The sequence below is a fragment of the Burkholderia pulmonis genome (assembly GCF_984667975.1).
Map to the genome: position 1 here is coordinate 1,729,976 of NZ_OZ480187.1, position 14,891 is coordinate 1,744,866.

14 protein-coding genes are annotated in these 14,891 nt (G+C 66.7%); 7 read left to right on the forward strand and 7 right to left on the reverse strand.

Features of this window, described 5'->3' with window-relative positions; translation table 11 throughout:
- The first annotated feature begins 195 nt into the window (after window positions 1-195).
- Window positions 196-1,893 carry a phospholipase C gene (locus AC5LXK_RS24515; RefSeq protein ID WP_493391278.1) on the forward strand — a complete coding sequence of 566 codons (1,698 nt, stop codon included), beginning with the start codon at window positions 196-198 and terminating at the stop codon, window positions 1,891-1,893.
- Between the two features lie 94 nt (window positions 1,894-1,987).
- Window positions 1,988-3,409 (forward strand): cytochrome-c peroxidase, encoded by a 1,422-nt coding sequence (locus tag AC5LXK_RS24520; RefSeq protein ID WP_493391279.1) that lies wholly within the window; start codon window positions 1,988-1,990, stop codon window positions 3,407-3,409.
- Window positions 3,410-3,433: 24 nt separating this feature from the next.
- Here the strand turns inward: AC5LXK_RS24520 and AC5LXK_RS24525 are convergent, their stop codons facing one another.
- The 5 genes from AC5LXK_RS24525 to AC5LXK_RS24545 all read right to left on the reverse strand — a co-directional run bounded on the left by AC5LXK_RS24525 (window position 3,434) and on the right by AC5LXK_RS24545 (window position 7,824).
- Complete coding sequence (locus AC5LXK_RS24525; RefSeq protein WP_493391280.1) at window positions 3,434-4,165, reverse strand: class I SAM-dependent methyltransferase; 732 nt, start codon at window positions 4,163-4,165, stop codon at window positions 3,434-3,436.
- 78 nt (window positions 4,166-4,243) lie between these two features.
- Window positions 4,244-5,554, reverse strand: a complete 1,311-nt coding sequence (locus tag AC5LXK_RS24530; RefSeq protein WP_493391281.1) for an NAD(P)/FAD-dependent oxidoreductase — start codon at window positions 5,552-5,554, stop codon at window positions 4,244-4,246.
- Window positions 5,551-6,306 carry an amino acid ABC transporter ATP-binding protein gene (locus tag AC5LXK_RS24535; RefSeq protein ID WP_493391282.1) on the reverse strand — a complete coding sequence of 252 codons (756 nt, stop codon included), beginning with the start codon at window positions 6,304-6,306 and terminating at the stop codon, window positions 5,551-5,553. The genes AC5LXK_RS24530 and AC5LXK_RS24535 overlap by 4 nt, the downstream gene beginning before the upstream one ends.
- The gene (locus AC5LXK_RS24540) at window positions 6,303-6,959 is read right to left on the reverse strand and encodes an amino acid ABC transporter permease (RefSeq protein ID WP_493391283.1); all 657 of its coding nucleotides are present in this window, start codon (window positions 6,957-6,959) and stop codon (window positions 6,303-6,305) included. Before AC5LXK_RS24540 ends, AC5LXK_RS24535 begins: the two co-directional genes overlap by 4 nt.
- Before the next feature lie 88 nt (window positions 6,960-7,047).
- Window positions 7,048-7,824 (reverse strand): ABC transporter substrate-binding protein, encoded by a 777-nt coding sequence (locus tag AC5LXK_RS24545; RefSeq protein WP_493391284.1) that lies wholly within the window; start codon window positions 7,822-7,824, stop codon window positions 7,048-7,050.
- Window positions 7,825-7,984: 160 nt separating this feature from the next.
- Here AC5LXK_RS24545 and AC5LXK_RS24550 point away from each other — a divergent pair, with 160 nt between their 5' ends.
- Entirely contained in the window at window positions 7,985-8,776 is a 792-nt protein-coding gene (locus AC5LXK_RS24550) for an IclR family transcriptional regulator (protein ID WP_493391285.1), read from the forward strand.
- Window positions 8,777-8,817: 41 nt separating this feature from the next.
- On the opposite strand, the gene AC5LXK_RS24555 is transcribed toward AC5LXK_RS24550, so the two are convergent.
- Window positions 8,818-9,039: a hypothetical protein gene (locus tag AC5LXK_RS24555; RefSeq protein WP_493391286.1), complete on the reverse strand. Its 222-nt coding sequence runs from the start codon at window positions 9,037-9,039 to the stop codon at window positions 8,818-8,820.
- A gap of 248 nt (window positions 9,040-9,287) precedes the next feature.
- Here AC5LXK_RS24555 and AC5LXK_RS24560 point away from each other — a divergent pair, with 248 nt between their 5' ends.
- The 4 genes from AC5LXK_RS24560 (at window position 9,288) to AC5LXK_RS24575 (ending at window position 13,381) form a co-directional block, all read left to right on the forward strand.
- Window positions 9,288-9,998: a GntR family transcriptional regulator gene (locus AC5LXK_RS24560; protein WP_493391287.1), complete on the forward strand. Its 711-nt coding sequence runs from the start codon at window positions 9,288-9,290 to the stop codon at window positions 9,996-9,998.
- A gap of 57 nt (window positions 9,999-10,055) precedes the next feature.
- Entirely contained in the window at window positions 10,056-10,862 is an 807-nt protein-coding gene (locus tag AC5LXK_RS24565; RefSeq protein WP_493391288.1) for an SDR family oxidoreductase, read from the forward strand.
- Between the two features lie 35 nt (window positions 10,863-10,897).
- Window positions 10,898-11,830 carry a 3,5-dioxohexanoate:acetyl-CoA acetone transferase gene (kce, locus tag AC5LXK_RS24570; RefSeq protein WP_493391289.1) on the forward strand — a complete coding sequence of 311 codons (933 nt, stop codon included), beginning with the start codon at window positions 10,898-10,900 and terminating at the stop codon, window positions 11,828-11,830.
- Between the two features lie 222 nt (window positions 11,831-12,052).
- The gene (locus AC5LXK_RS24575) at window positions 12,053-13,381 is read left to right on the forward strand and encodes an MFS transporter (RefSeq protein WP_493391290.1); all 1,329 of its coding nucleotides are present in this window, start codon (window positions 12,053-12,055) and stop codon (window positions 13,379-13,381) included.
- A 65-nt stretch (window positions 13,382-13,446) separates the two neighbouring features.
- Here AC5LXK_RS24575 and AC5LXK_RS24580 read toward each other — a convergent pair whose 3' ends face one another.
- On the reverse strand, window positions 13,447-14,769 hold the full coding sequence (locus AC5LXK_RS24580) for a TIGR00366 family protein (protein WP_493394048.1): 1,323 nt from the start codon (window positions 14,767-14,769) through the stop codon (window positions 13,447-13,449).
- Window positions 14,770-14,891: the final 122 nt, after the last annotated feature.

Sequence of the window (14,891 nt, forward strand, 5' to 3'; positions counted from 1 at the left end):
CCTTTCCATTCTCTTTCGTGTTGTGCCGCGTCGTAATGAAATCGATACCGCAGCGCAATCCTCACGAAAACACTCCGTCCCCATATCTTCATACACGACTGTTTCAATGCGCGTGCTCTCTCACGAGCTCCGCGCCGAACCGACACGGCGACGGGGCCGTTCTCCACCATCGAAGACCTTACCTGGAGTTTCCCGATGTTCCGTCAAGCCTTGCTTGTCACCGCCTGCGCTGCTGCGGCGCTTGCGCTGTTCGCCTGCGGCGGCAGCGATCCGACGTCGACGCCCGCGTCGACGTCGACGCCGCCGGCACCCGTCGTGTCGTCGCAGGATGCGCTGCAGACCGCCACGCCGATCAAGCACGTGGTCGTGATCTACGGCGAAAACATCTCGTTCGACCACTACTTCGGCACCTACCCGAACGCGACGAACCCGTCGGGCGAACCGGGATTCACCGCCCAGGCCGGCACGCCGACGCCCAACGGGCTGACGGGCACGCTGCTCACCGCGAACCCGAACTTCACGAACACGGCCAACGGCACCGATGCGGCGAACCCGTTCCGCCTCGATCGCACGCAGGCCGCGACCGCCGACCAGAACCACGCGTACACGGCCGAGCAGCAGGCGGAAGACCTCGGTGCGGCCGACCTGTTCCCGAAATACACCGGCAAGGGCTCGTCCGGCGGCGCCGGCGCGTTCGGCACGAAGGGCCAGGTGATGGGCTACTTCGACGGCAACACCGTGACCGCGCTGTGGAACTACGCGCAGCGCTTCGCGATGAGCGACAACATGTACACGACGTCGTACGGCCCGTCGACGCCGGGCGCGCTGAACGTGGTGTCGGGGCAGACCAACGGGATGCAGATCGTCAAGACGTCCGCGCAGCCGTCGACGCTCGCGAAGAGCTCGTACTACATCAATGACGGCCAGAGCGGCTACACGATGATCAACGACGTCGACCCTGGCTACGACGTGTGCTCGAGCACGACCGACCAGGCGATGATGTCCGGCAAGAACATCGGCGACCTGCTGAACGGCGCGAAGATCACGTGGGGCGGCTTCATGGGCGGCTTCAACCTGTCGACGACGAACGGCAACGGCACGACGGGCTGCACCCGCAGCACGGTCGCCACCGCCGTGAACGCCGCGACGTCGGACTACATCCCGCACCACAACTGGTTCCAGTACTACGCGTCGACGTCGAACCCGCAGCACACGCGCCCGAGCTCGGTCGCGGCGATCGGGTCGAGCCTCCAGACCGACGGCAAGACCGCGGAACCCGCGAACCACCAGTACGACACGGACGACTTCTTCGCCGCCGTGAAGGCCGGCAACTTCCCGTCGGTCAGCTACCTGAAGGCCCCGGCCGCGCAGGACGCGCACGCAGGCTATTCGGATCCGCTCGACGAGCAGGCGTTCGTGACGAAGGTCGTCAACTTCCTGCAGCAGCAGCCGGACTGGCAGAACACGGCCGTGATCGTCACCTATGACGATTCGGACGGCTGGTACGACCACGTGTACACGCCGCCGACCCGCGGCTCGTCGGACCCGGTCGACCAGGTGAGCGGCAACGGCAAGTGCGCCACGGGCGGCACGACCGGCGTAAGCGGCGCCACCGTCAACGGCCGTTGCGGCCCGGGTGTGCGCATTCCGCTGATCGTGATCTCGCCGTATGCGAAGCAGAACTACGTCGACCACACGATGATCGACCAGTCGTCCGTCGTGCGCTTCATCGAGGACAACTGGCTCGGCGGCCAGCGCATCGGCGGCGGCTCGTTCGATGCGTCTGCCGGCGACCTGCGCAGCCTGTTCGACTTCACGTCGAAGCCGAACACGACGCCGCTGTACCTCGACCCGACGCTCGGCACCGCCCTGAGCGCGGCACCGTCGATCTGACCGTCACTGCATGACCGCAAGGCCGGCGCATCACGCGCCGGCCGTTTCCATTTAACGCGCCGCATCCGGCGGCGCCCGATTTCCGACCGACAGCATGACAGCTCGCCCCGCGTTTCCGTCTCCCGACACCTCCGGCACGCCCGCGCCCCGCGCCCCTTCCCGCCTGCTGCGCCGCGCGGCATTCGTGCTCGGCGCCGCCGTGCTCGGCTATGGCGGGTTCGCGATCGCGTTTCCCGCACAGGTGCCTGCGGCGATCGGCACCGTCGTCGCCGACTGGACCGGCGCGAACCTGCATCCGGTCGTGCTGCAGCGGCCCGCCGCGCAACCGCTGTCGGCGGTCGCGCAGCTCGGGCGCTCGCTGTTCAACGATCCGTCGCTGTCCGCATCGGGCAAGCAGTCGTGCGCGTCGTGCCACAGCCCCGATCACGCGTACGGGCCGCCGAATGCGCTCGACGTCCAGCCGGGCGGCCTCGCGATGACGCAGCAGGGCTATCGTCCGCCGCCGTCGCTGATGTATCTGTACCGCCAGCCGAACTTCAGCATCGGCCCCGACGCCGGCGAGAACGATGCCGCGCCGAGCGTCGCGCAACAGGCCGCGTCGGCGGCCGGGGTCGTCAAGGCGCAGAAGGTGGCCGGCACGTCGGCCGCACCGCAGCTCGTGCCGCAAGGCGGGATGTTCTGGGACGGTCGCGCCGATACGCTGCAGCAGCAGGCGTTCGGCCCGCTGCTGAATCCGGTCGAGATGGCGAACGCGAGCGTCGACGACGTCGCGCACAAGCTCGCGCAGTCGTCGCACCGCAAGCAACTGGAGCAGCTGTTCGGCGCACGCGTGTTCGACAGCCCGCAGCTCGCGGTGTCGGAGGCGATGTTCGCGATCGCGCGCTATCAGGTCGAGGATCCGTCGTTCCACCCGTACAACAGCAAGTACGACCGCTGGCTCGAAGGCCGCGCGCGCCTCACGCAGGCCGAGCTGCGCGGGCTGCACCTGTTCAACGATCCGGACAAGGCGAATTGCGCGGGCTGTCACCTGTCGAAACCCGGCAAGGACGGGCTGCCGCCGATGTTTACCGATTACCAGTACGAGGCGCTCGGCGCGCCGCGCAACAAGGAACTCGCACAGAACCGCAACCCGGCGTTCTACGATCTCGGCGTGTGCGGGCCGTTCCGCGACGACCTGAAGGACCAGACGCAGTATTGCGCGATGTTCCTGACGCCGACGCTGCGCAACTCGGCGACGCGCCACGTGTTCTTCCACAACGGCGTGTTCCATACGCTCGACCAGGTGATGGCGTTCTACAACGAGCGCAGCATCTCGCCGCAGAAGTTCTATTCGCGCGGTGCAGACGGCAAGGTCGACGAGTACGACGACATTCCGCCGAAATATCGCGCGAACGTCGACGTGACCGACGCGCCGTTCGATCGCAAGGCGGGCGACAAGCCGGCGATGACGGCGCAGGACATCAAGGATATCGAGGCGTTCCTCGGCACGCTGAACGACGAACCGGCGCAGCACTGAGCGCCGGCGGGCCGCCGCGCCGCATCAGCGGCGCGCGCGGATGCACAGGAAGGCCGGCGCCAGCGACAGCTCCGCGTGGAGCCGTTCGGACACGGCCTTCATTTCCGGCAGCGGCTTCGGTTCGACGAACCGGTCGAGCCGCCAGCCGCTTTCCGCTACCGCATTCAGGATGTCGGCGAGCGGACGCCGCCACGCTTCGACGTACGGCCTCGGCTCGCCGAACCCCGCCCAGTGGATGCCGAAGCGCGACGTGTCGAAGTACGTGCCGTCGCCGTGCGTGCGTTCGTCCATCCAGTCGCGCATCGGATGCGCCATCGAGAACACGAGTGCAGCATCCGGGCGCGCAACGCGGCGGAATTCCCGCAGCGTCGACGCGAGATCGCGCACGTAGTCGAGCGCGAGCGAGCACATCACCCTGTCGACCGACTCGTCGGGCAGCCAGGCGAGTGGCGCCTCCAGGTCGCCTTCCACGATATCGACCGCCAGCCCCGTACAGCGCGTGCGTGCGAGCGCGACCATCTCCGGCGTGACGTCGAACGCATGCACGGTCGCACCGTGGCGGGCGAGATGCGCGCTGCAGATGCCGGGCCCGCAGCCGGCGTCGAGCACCGTCAGGCCGGCGACGTCGCCGAGCAGCGCCATGGTCGCCGGACGTTCGTAGAGCGCGTTGTGCGCCTTCGTCGGCGCAATGTCCGCGTAGCGTTGCGCGAAGCTCGCGTAAGCACGGCGGCCGGGGGGATCGTTCGGTTCGGTCATGCGCCATCCGTCGGTAGAGTCGGGCATGTCGATTCTGCCCGATCGGACGACGGATGGCGACCTGCCCTCGTGCCGGCGTCAGGACAGGCTGTCGAGCAACCGGTACCAGGCGACCCCGGCCGCGATATAGAAGCGCTGCAGCCCGTGAAACGGAATCGGCCGGATCGGCGTGACCCGAAACGGCAGCGGCAGTTGCGCATCGCCGGCCAGGTGTGCGGCCAGATGCTTGCCGAGCGTCGTTGCCATCGCGATGCCGCGTCCGTTGTAGCCGAGCGCGATCGTCACGCCCGGCGCGGGTTCGTGCACGTGCGGCAGGAAATCCGCGGTGATCGCGACGCGCCCTGCCCAGCGGTATTCGAACCGCACGCCCTTCAGTTGCGGATACAGCAGCGTCGTCGCGCGCTCGAGATGGCGCCAGTCGCTCGTCGCACGCGGCTCCGCGAACGGGCCGCGGCCGCCCATCAGCAGGCGGCCTGCCGCATCGCGACGGAAATACAGCAGCAGGCGCCGTGCATCCGATGCGACCTCGCCGCCGGCGAGGATGTCGCGGCCGAGATCCGGCGGGAGCGGTTGCGTCGCGACGATGAAACTGTTCGCGGCGATCACCGACTGGCGCAAGCCGGGCCATAGCCCGTCCGTGTAGCCGTTGGTCGCGATCACGACGCGCTCCGCCGACAGCGTCGCGCCGCCCGACGTCGCGATCTGCCAGCGGCCGTCGGCGCGCGTCAGCCCGACGGCGCGCGTCAGCCCGTGCACAACCGCCCCGCTAGCCTGGGCAGCGCGCACGAGGCCGCGCGTGTAGCCGAGCGGCTGCACGCTGCCCGCGCGGCGATCGATCCAGCCGCCCGCATACGCTTGCGTGCCGAGCCGCCGCGCGACGTCGTCGCGGCCGAGCACCTCGACCGGCGCGCCGCGCGCGGCCCATTGCTGCGCGCGCCGCGCGACCGTATCGAGCATCGCGGCGCTCGGCGCCGGCTGGATCCAGCCGTGGCGACGCGCATCGCAATCGATCGCGTGCCGCGCGATCAGGTCGAACACCGTGTCGGCCGCGCCGCCGACGATGCCGGCAAGCTGCTCGCCCGCTTCGTCGCCGAACCGGCGCACCAGTTCATCGGGGTCGTATTTCAGCCCGGGGATCACCTGCCCGCCGTTGCGGCCCGACGCGCCCCAGCCCGGCTGCGCACCGTCGATCACGCGCACGTTCACGCCGCGCTCGGCCAGGTGGAGTGCGGTCGACAGACCGGTGAAGCCGGCGCCGATGATCGCCACGTCGCACGACACGGATGCGTCGAGCGCGGGCGTATCGGGCGCCGGCGCGGCGGTCGCCGCCCACAGCGAATCCGGCCACTGGGAGTCGGGCCATCCGGGTACCGCGTTCCTTGCGCTCATGTTCGATCCGGGTTGTCGGTGCCGTCCGATGCCAGCAGACGACGCAGGAATTCCTGCGTGCGGGGATGCGTCGGCTGCGTGAGCACGTCACGCGCCGGCCCGCTTTCGCAGATGGTGCCGTCGTGCAGGAAGCACACGCGATCGGCCACCTCGCGCGCGAACGCCATTTCGTGCGTGACGACCACCATGGTCATCCCGTCGCGGGCGAGCCCGCGCATCACGCCGAGCACTTCGCCGACGAGTTCGGGATCGAGCGCCGACGTCGGTTCGTCGAACAGGATCGCCTGCGGCTCCATCGCGAGCGCGCGTGCGATCGCGACGCGCTGCTGCTGCCCGCCCGACAGCTCGGACGGGTACGCATTCATCCGGTGCGCGAGCCCGACCTTGTCGAGCAGCGCCCGGGCCTGCTCGCGCGCTTGCGCGGCCGGCACGCGCCGCACATGGACAGGCCCTTCCATCACGTTCTCGAGCGCCGTGCGATGCGAGAACAGGTTGAAACGCTGGAACACCATGCCGACCCGCATCCGCAGCTCGTGGATCCGCTTCGAATGCGCATCGACCTTCACGCCGTCGATCGTGATCGAGCCTTCGTCGTAGGTCTCGAAACCGTTGATACAGCGCAGGACGGTCGACTTGCCGGAGCCGGACGGCCCGATCAGGCACACGACCTCGCCCGGCTGCACGTCGAGGCTCACGCCCTTCAGCACCGCGTGCTGCTGGAACCGCTTGTGTATCGAATCGATCCGGATCATGCGCCTCTCCTCAGCGCGAGCCGCTTGCCCAGCCGGTTCACGCCGAACATCAGCGGCAGGCCGAGCGCGAGATACAGCAGCGCGACGAGCGTATACACGCTCATGTTCTGGAACGTCGACGACGCGATCAGCTGGCCGGCGCGCGTGATCTCGGCGACCGTGATCGTCGACGCGACCGACGAATCCTTCAGTAGCATCACGAGCGTGTTGCCGTACGGCGGCAGCGCGATGCGGAACGCCTGCGGCAGCACCACGCGCCGCATGATCATCGGGCCGCGCATGCCGATCGCGTGCGCGGCCTCGATCTGGCCGCGGTCGATCGCCTCGATGCCCGCGCGGAAGTTCTCGGCCTGGTACGCCGAATACGCGATACCGAGACCGAGCACGCCGGCCTGGAACGCCGACAGTTGCACGCCGAGATCGGGCAGTACGAAGTACATGTAGAACAGCTGCACGATGATCGGCAGGCCGCGGATCACGTTGACGATCGTGCTGCCGATCGTCGCCACGGCACAATTGCGCGACACCTTCAGCAACGCGAGGGCCAGCCCGAGCACCGAGCTGAGCACGAACGCGCATGCGGTGATCTCGATCGTGACCACCGCGCCCTTCAGCAGGATCGGCAGGAAATCGATCGCATTCTGAAAAAACATGAGGTCTCCTATGCGATGCCGGAATAGCGCATCGCAGCGAGTGCCCGCGCGATGCGGGCGAAATCATTCAGGAATCCGGGCCGGGCGCTCAGCTCATGTGCCACTTCTGCAGGATCTGCTGCAGCGTGCCGTCGCCCTTCATCTTGCGGATCGCGCCGTTGAGCTGCTCGAGCGTCGCGGTGTCGCCCTTGCGGACGATGAAGCAGACCTGCCCCTTCACGACGCTCTGGTATTCAGGCACGAGCCGCACCTGGCGGTTGACGCCGTGCTCGATCTGGTACGCGACGATCGGCTGGTCGGCGAAGCCGGCCTTGATGCGCCCGAGTGCGACGTCGCGCATGATGTCGGCGATCGAATCGTAGGTCCGGACTTCCTTGAAGATGCCCTTCTTGTTGAGTGCATCGACGAATGCCGTGCCGACCTGCGCGCCGACCACCTGCCCCTTGAAATCGTCCATCGACGTGTAGCGGCCCGGGTCGTCGGCCTTCACGATCAGGCCTTCGCCGAACGTATAGACCGTATCGGAGAAATCGACGACCTGCTGGCGCACGGGCGTCTTCAGCATCGCGGCCGAGATGATGTCGATCTTCTGCGTGGTGAGCGACGGGATCAGCGCCGAAAACACGGTCTGCTGCACGTCGACGCGAAACCCGGCCGATTTCCCGGCCGCGGTGATCGCATCGACCATCATCCCCTGGATCGAATTGCTCTTGACGTCGAGAAACGTGAACGGCACGCCGGTGGCCGTCGCGCCGACCTTCAGCGTGGGCTCGGCCGCAACGGCGCCTGCCGAAGCGGCGGAAAGGACGATACAGGTGGCGAAACCGGCGGCCAGTGCGCCGAACCGCTTGATGAACGGAACCATGGTGTCTCCTTCTCGAATAATTCGGTGCGCCGGCCGGCCGCTGATCGACACTGCGACGATGACTCGATCTTAAAACGAATCAAAAACATCGCAAAAAGATTTTTGAGTATCGATATTCGATACGCTATGATTTCATATCGAATCGATCCAGCCCCCTGCCATGGAAACGTCGCCTGATCAGTCAAACGACCTGCTGTTCAACCAGTCGCTGGAAAAAGGGCTGAACGTGCTGCGCGCGTTCAGCGCGAAGCGGCGCACGATGACGCTGGCGGAGGTGGCCGACGCGGCGGGGATGACGAAAAGCTCGGCGCAGCGGATGGTCTATACGCTCGAGAAGCTCGGCTACATCCGCAAGCATCCGGTCACGCGGCGTTACCAGCTCACGCCGCACGTGATGCGGATCGGCTTCAACTACCTCGCGGCCGATACGCTGATCGACGTCGCGAATCCGTTTCTGTCCGAGCTCACGAACGTGACCGGCGAAACCACCAACCTCACCGAGCCGGACGACGACGAGATGGTGTACGTCGCGCGTTTCGTGTCGACGAAGTTCGTGCCGATCCACATGCCGATCGGCAGCCGCATCCCGATGTACTGCACCGGCTGCGGCCGCGCGTTCCTGAGCGCACTGCCGCCGGCCGATGCGCGCGCGCAGCTCGACGGCATGATGCGCACGCCGCACACGCCGCGCACCGTTACGGCGCTCGACGAACTCGTCGCGCTGCTCGACGGCGCGCGGCGCGAGGGTTACGCCACCAACCAGGAAGAACTGTTCATCGGCGACATGTCGATCGCGGCGCCCGTGATGGGCAGCCAGGGGCAGCCGGTCGCGGCCGTGCACGTGGTCGCGCCGACGAGCCGCTGGACGTTCGACGACGCGCGCCGCAAGCTCGCTCCGGCCGTGATCGACTGCGCACGCGGCATCAGCAATTCGATCCGGACGCTTGAATAGCGCTTGGGAAGTTGCAGGCGGTGCGCTGCGGCGTTTGATCGTTACTGCGACTTCCGCGAGTTCTCGGTCCGGTAGGTCCGGCTCACACCCGGCTCCTGCTTGTAAGCGGTAGCCAGGCACTGTGCCAGCACCATGTCCTTGAAGTTCTGGATGTCAGTCCGCGAGCTGGCCCCCGGCGATGCTTGTGCTGCGTCCTTTGCTGCAACCGCTGCGGGTTGAAGCACGACGCAAATCAGCACACCCGTGATCCAGATTCCCCTCATGACAGACTCCAAAAGTTTGCGCGATCGCTACGATACCGCACGCCCGTTGAACCGCATGGCGTGCCCCTGCGCACCACGCTGACACTTCGAACGGGATGACATCCTGTCGGCGTGCCAACTGCGCCGCACGTCTCTCCCTCTCGTTTTCCCCAATCCCGTTCGACTTGACTCGCGTCCGGTGATCGTCAACACTTCGCACACCACAAGTGTGATCACAGATCGCAGATCAAACCCAGGAGAACCCCGTCTTGGCGCCACGTATCGTTCCGCCCGCACTGAAAGCCATCGAACAGGAAACGATGGCCGACAAGGTCTACCAGCAACTGCGCGAAGCGCTGATGAGCGGCCGTTTCGCGCCCGGCCAGGCGTTGAGCCTGCGCAGCGTCGCGGAGGCGGTGGGCTCGTCGACGATGCCGGTGCGCGCCGCCCTCACACGGCTGCACGCCGAGCGCGCGCTGGTCGATGGCCCGAACCGCGCGCTCGTCGTGCCGCCGATGACACTCGACATGCTCAACGAACTGCGCGACGTGCGGATCGCTCTCGAAGGCTGCATCGCCGAACGCGCGTGCGACCGGATGACCGACGCGCAGATCGCGGCCGTACGCAAGACCTGCGAGACGATGCAGGCGCACGTCGAGGCAGGCCGCTCGCGCGCTTACCTGCAAAGCAATTTCACGTTCCATAGCGCGATCTACGCGCATGGCGCAAGCGAAAGCACGCTCGCGATCGTCGAGAACCTGTGGATGCGCGTCGGGCCCTTCCTCAACATGGTCGCGCTCGATATTCCGCACATGCGGCGCTCGATGGATGCGCACCGCTCAATCGTCGATGCGCTCGAACGGCGTGACGGCACCGGCGTACGGGCAGGCATCGCGCTCGACATCGGCGGCGCCGCCCACGATCTCGCCGAGACGCTGCGCGCCGAACAGACGCCACGGAGCGTGAACGCGAAGCCGTAGCGGCATCGGTCGCCAACGGCTGCAATCCCACGACATCAACGATGGAGACAACCTGGCATGACAGCTTCCGACCTGCTGAAACCCTATGACGGCCTGCGCGTCCTCGTGACCGGCGGCGCATCGGGCATCGGCCTCGAAATCGCCGACGCGTTCGCCGAATGCGGTGCGCGCGTGCATGTGTGCGACGCGTCGCAAGCCGCGATTGCCGCGCTCGCCGACCGGCCGCCGCGCCCCCCCGCCGGCGCGATCAGCACGACGCTGGCCGATGTATCCGATCCGGCCGCCGTCGAGCGCGTGTTCGCCGACGTCTCGGCCAGGCTCGGCGGCCTCGACGTGCTGGTCAACAACGCGGGGATCGCCGGTCCGACCGGCGGAATCGACGAAATCGACCCCGTGCAGTGGGAGCAAACCGTCGCAATCAACCTGAACGCGCAATTCCAGTTCGCGCGCCACGCGGTACCGCTGCTCCGCGACGCGAAACACGGCGGCGCGATCATCGCCCTGTCGTCGGTCGCAGGCCGGCTCGGCTACGCGTTCCGTACACCGTATGCGGCAACGAAATGGGCCGCGGTCGGCCTCGTGAAGAGCCTCGCGATCGAACTCGGCCCGCTCGGCATCCGCGTGAACGCGATTCAACCCGGCATCGTGCGCGGCCCGCGGATGCGCCGCGTGATCGACGCGCGTGCACAACAGCTCGGCATCGGTTACGACGAAATGGAGAAGCGCTATCTCGAGAAGATCTCGCTGCGGCGCATGACCGATCCGGCCGAAATCGCCGCAACTGCACTGTTCCTGTGCTCGCCCGGCGGGCACGGGATCACCGGACAGGCAATCTCCGTCTGCGGCAACGTCGAAGTGCTGTGACGCCTCCTGCCTCGCTCACCGAAAGGAATCCATTCGTGGCAAACGCTCGCAAAGTCATCATCACCTGTGCACCGACCGGCGCGATCCATACGCCGTCGATGTCGCCGTACCTGCCCGTGACACCGCACGAGATCGAAACGGCGGCTGTCGCGGCTGCGCAGGCCGGCGCAGCGATCCTGCACCTTCACGCACGCAACCCGTCCGATGGCAAACCAACGCAGGATCCCGCCGTATTCGCCGAATTCCTGCCGCGCATCAAGGCGCAAACCAACGCGGTAATCAACCTCACGTCGGGCGGCAGTCCGCACATGACGGTCGACGAACGGTTGCAGCCCGCGTTGCATTTCCAGCCCGAAGTCGCATCGTTGAACATGGGCTCGATGAACTTCGGGCTGTACCCGATGCTCGAGCGCTTTCGCGAACTGAAGCATCCATGGGAACGCGAACACCTCGAGAAGAGCCGCGATCTCGTTTTCAAGAACACGTTCGCCGACATCGAAACGATCCTCACGCGTTGCGGGGCGAACGGCACGCGTTTCGAATTCGAGTGCTACGACATCTCGCATCTGTACAACCTCGCTCATTTTGTCGACCGCGGGCTCGCGAAACCGCCGTTCTTCGTACAAAGCGTGTTCGGCCTGCTCGGCGGGATCGGTGCGCACCCGGACGACCTGATGCACATGCGCCGCACGGCCGACCGCCTGTTCGGCAGCGATTACGTATGGTCGATCCTCGGCGCCGGCCGCAACCAGATTCCGCTCGCGACGATCGGCGCCGCGCAAGGCGCAAACGTGCGTGTCGGGCTCGAGGATTCACTGTGGATCGCGCCGGGCAAGCTCGCGGAATCGAGCGCCGCGCAGGTCCTGAAAATGCGCCAGGTGCTCGAAGGCCTGTCGCTGGAGATCGCGACGCCGGCTGAGGCGCGCGCGATGCTCGCACTCAAGGGCGGCGACGCGGTGAATTTCTGATCGCCGGGTAGTCCCCCAACACCAGAATCCGCAAGCGCAGTGACAAGGCGCCGGCCCGAGCCGGCCGGCGCCAGGATGCCCCTCATCGCCCCGCTCCGTTCGAGCGCCGCCGGCACGGCTCCGTCGTCTGCCCATCCGCTGCATGCACCGCAGCGGCATTTGCCGAACGCGGCGCGCCGTGCTTGCGGTGCGCGCCGGTTCGCTCTTACCGGAGTCGTCCGCATGTCCACTCATCACGCCCAGGCACTGTCCTCCGCCGCCGGCGACGCAAACGCGTCGCTGAACCGGCTGCTGTTCCGCAAACTCATGCCGCTGCTGATCGCCGCCTATGTGATCAGCTTTCTGGACCGCACCAACATCGCGTTCGCCAAACATTCGATGGGTGTCGATCTCGGTATTTCATCGGCCGCGTACGGACTCGGCGCCGGGCTGTTCTTCCTGACCTATGCGCTCTTCGAGATCCCGAGCAATCTCGTCATGCATCGTGTCGGCGCACGCTTCTGGATCACGCGGATCATGATTACGTGGGGCGCACTGTCGGTCGCGATGGCGTTCGTCAGCGGCGAGACATCGTTCTACGTGATGCGCCTGCTGCTCGGTGCGGCGGAGGCCGGCCTGTTTCCCGGTGTGATGCTGTACCTGACATACTGGTTCGGCCGCGAGGAACGCGCACGTGCAACCGGCTACTTCCTGCTTGGCGTGTGCATTGCGAACATCGTCGGAGGCCCGTTGGCCGGCGCCCTGATCGAACTCGACGGCACGCTTGGTTTACACGGCTGGCAATGGCTGTTCGTCGTCGAGGGGATTCCGGCCATCTTGCTCGCGTTCGTCGTGTGGACTCGATTACCGGATCGTCCGAGCGCCGCCCCGTGGCTTTCCCCGGAGACCGGCCGTGCACTCGAACGTACGCTGGCAGCAGAACAAGACGCGGGCGTTGCCACGCAGGGCAGCCATGCATTCGGCGCCGCACTGCGCGACCCGCAGATCTGGCTCGCGATCTTCGTGTACTTCTGCCACCAGTTGACCATCTACACGGTGATCTTCTTCCTGCCGGGCATCATCGGCGCGTCAGGACGCTTCTCCCCGTTCGCGGTCGGGTTGCTGACTGCACTGCCATGGCTCGCCGCTGCGCTTGGGGCCGGGACGCTGCCGCGCTTCGCACGCGAGTCGCGTCATTCACGCCGGATACTGTGTGCGGGGCTGGTCGTGATGGCCGCCGGGATGGTCGGCGCCGCGTATACGTCGCCAGTCGCAGGGCTCCTCTGCGTGTGCGTGGCCGCGTCCATGTTCTTCGTCGTTCAGTCGATCATCTTCACGTTTCCCGCGTCGCGGCTCTCCGGAAGTGCACTGGCCGGCGGGCTCGGACTCGTGAATACGTGCGGGTTGCTCGGCGGCTTCGTCGGGCCGACCGTCGTCGGCGCGATCGAACAGGCCACCGGCAATGCGAAGAACGGATTGACGCTGCTTGCGGCCGCGCTCGTCATCGCGGCGTTCGCCAGTCTCGCATTGCGTCATGGGCACGAGCGGCCCAACATGCGGTCGCGCAACTGAAGGCACGCCGGATTCAAGCCGGTACGATGCGGGCCCGGCCCCCGCCCGCATCGCACCTCGCTCCATCAGAACAGATACATCCCCGCGACAAACACGACGCCCGAGAACAGCAGCGTCGTCACGCAATACCCCATGATGTCGCGCACGCCGAGCCCCGCGATCGCCAGCGCGGGCAGCGCCCAGAACGGCTGCGCCATGTTGGTCCATGCCTCGCCGTAAGCGATCGCCATCGCGGCCTTGCCGAGATCGGCGCCGAGCGCCTGCGCGGCCGGCATCACGAACGGGCCCTGCACGACCCAGTGGCCGCCGCCCGACGGCACCGCGAAATTGATCACGGCCGAGCTCAGGAACGCGAGCAGCGGGAACGTGTGCACGTTCGCGATATCGACGAACCACTTCGTGATCACGCCTGCGAGCCCCGAGTGGTCCATCAGCGCCTGGATACCCGCGTAGAACGGGAACTGGATCATGATCCCGGAGGCGCCGCGCGCCGCGCCTGCCACCGCGCGCGCATAGGCCATCGGCGTCCGGTGCAGCAGGATGCCGGCCGCGAGGAACGCGAGGTTCACCGTGTCGATGTCGAGCGCAAAGCCCTTCTGCACGAAACGCAGCACGAGGAACGCCGCGCACAGCGCCGCGACGAAAATCGACAACACGCGGCTTTCCTCCAGCCGCTCCGCGAACGTCGCGTCGGGTCCGAGCTTGCGCTCGACGCTCGGCGGCTCGGCGAGCAGCGCCGGATCAACGCTGACGACGTCGCCCGGCTTCGGCATCATCATCCGCGCGAGGAACGGCAGCATCACGATCAGCCCGATCGTGATGAACGCGTTGTAGCCGGTGAAGATCGTGTCCGACACCGGAATCAGCCCGATGGTCTTCTCCATCGGATTGCCCTTCGTGGCCGCGACGAGCGGAACCGAACCCGACAGCCCGCCGTGCCAGCTCAGGAAGCCCATGTACGCGGACGCGACGAGCAGCCGGTAGTCGCTGCCGGGCACGCGGCGCGCCACTTCGCGTGCAAGCATCGCGCCGAGCACGAGGCCGAAGCCCCAGTTGATCGCACAGGCAAGCGCGCCGACGAACGCCACGAGCATCACGCCCTGCCCCGGCGTGCGCGCGGTGCTTGCGAGCGCAACGAGCAGGCGCCGCACCGGCGGCGAACTCGCCAGCGCGTGGCCGGTCACGAGAATCATGACCATCTGCATCGAGAACGCGAGCAGGTTCCAGAAACCCGAACCCCACATCGTCGTGAGTTGCACGGGCGTATTCGGCGTGAGGCTGAACGCAAGCGCGAACGTGACGATCGTCAGCAGGATCGCGAAAATCAACGGGTCGGGCAACACGCGGTGAACCACCTGCGTGAAGAAGCGGGAAATGCGCTGGATCAACTTGAGCTCCTCGTTTCCTGATAGGGACATCCGCGCGTGTCGTTGTTGGTTGATGCGCGGAAACGCGCGGATTCTTGCACAGAACCGTATAGTTTGCTTTGATGCCCGTGCCGATCATTGCG

Coding starts and splice junctions, on each gene's coding strand:
- AC5LXK_RS24535 (WP_493391282.1), bottom strand. CDS start 6,306: ATGATCCGGATCGATTCGATACACAAGCGGTTCCAGCAGCACGCGGTG.
- AC5LXK_RS24540 (WP_493391283.1), bottom strand. CDS start 6,959: ATGTTTTTTCAGAATGCGATCGATTTCCTGCCGATCCTGCTGAAGGGC.
- AC5LXK_RS24575 (WP_493391290.1), top strand. CDS start 12,053: ATGTCCACTCATCACGCCCAGGCACTGTCCTCCGCCGCCGGCGACGCA.
- AC5LXK_RS24530 (WP_493391281.1), bottom strand. CDS start 5,554: ATGAGCGCAAGGAACGCGGTACCCGGATGGCCCGACTCCCAGTGGCCG.
- AC5LXK_RS24515 (WP_493391278.1), top strand. CDS start 196: ATGTTCCGTCAAGCCTTGCTTGTCACCGCCTGCGCTGCTGCGGCGCTT.
- AC5LXK_RS24555 (WP_493391286.1), bottom strand. CDS start 9,039: ATGAGGGGAATCTGGATCACGGGTGTGCTGATTTGCGTCGTGCTTCAA.
- AC5LXK_RS24520 (WP_493391279.1), top strand. CDS start 1,988: ATGACAGCTCGCCCCGCGTTTCCGTCTCCCGACACCTCCGGCACGCCC.
- AC5LXK_RS24550 (WP_493391285.1), top strand. CDS start 7,985: ATGGAAACGTCGCCTGATCAGTCAAACGACCTGCTGTTCAACCAGTCG.
- AC5LXK_RS24525 (WP_493391280.1), bottom strand. CDS start 4,165: ATGACCGAACCGAACGATCCCCCCGGCCGCCGTGCTTACGCGAGCTTC.
- AC5LXK_RS24565 (WP_493391288.1), top strand. CDS start 10,056: ATGACAGCTTCCGACCTGCTGAAACCCTATGACGGCCTGCGCGTCCTC.
- AC5LXK_RS24545 (WP_493391284.1), bottom strand. CDS start 7,824: ATGGTTCCGTTCATCAAGCGGTTCGGCGCACTGGCCGCCGGTTTCGCC.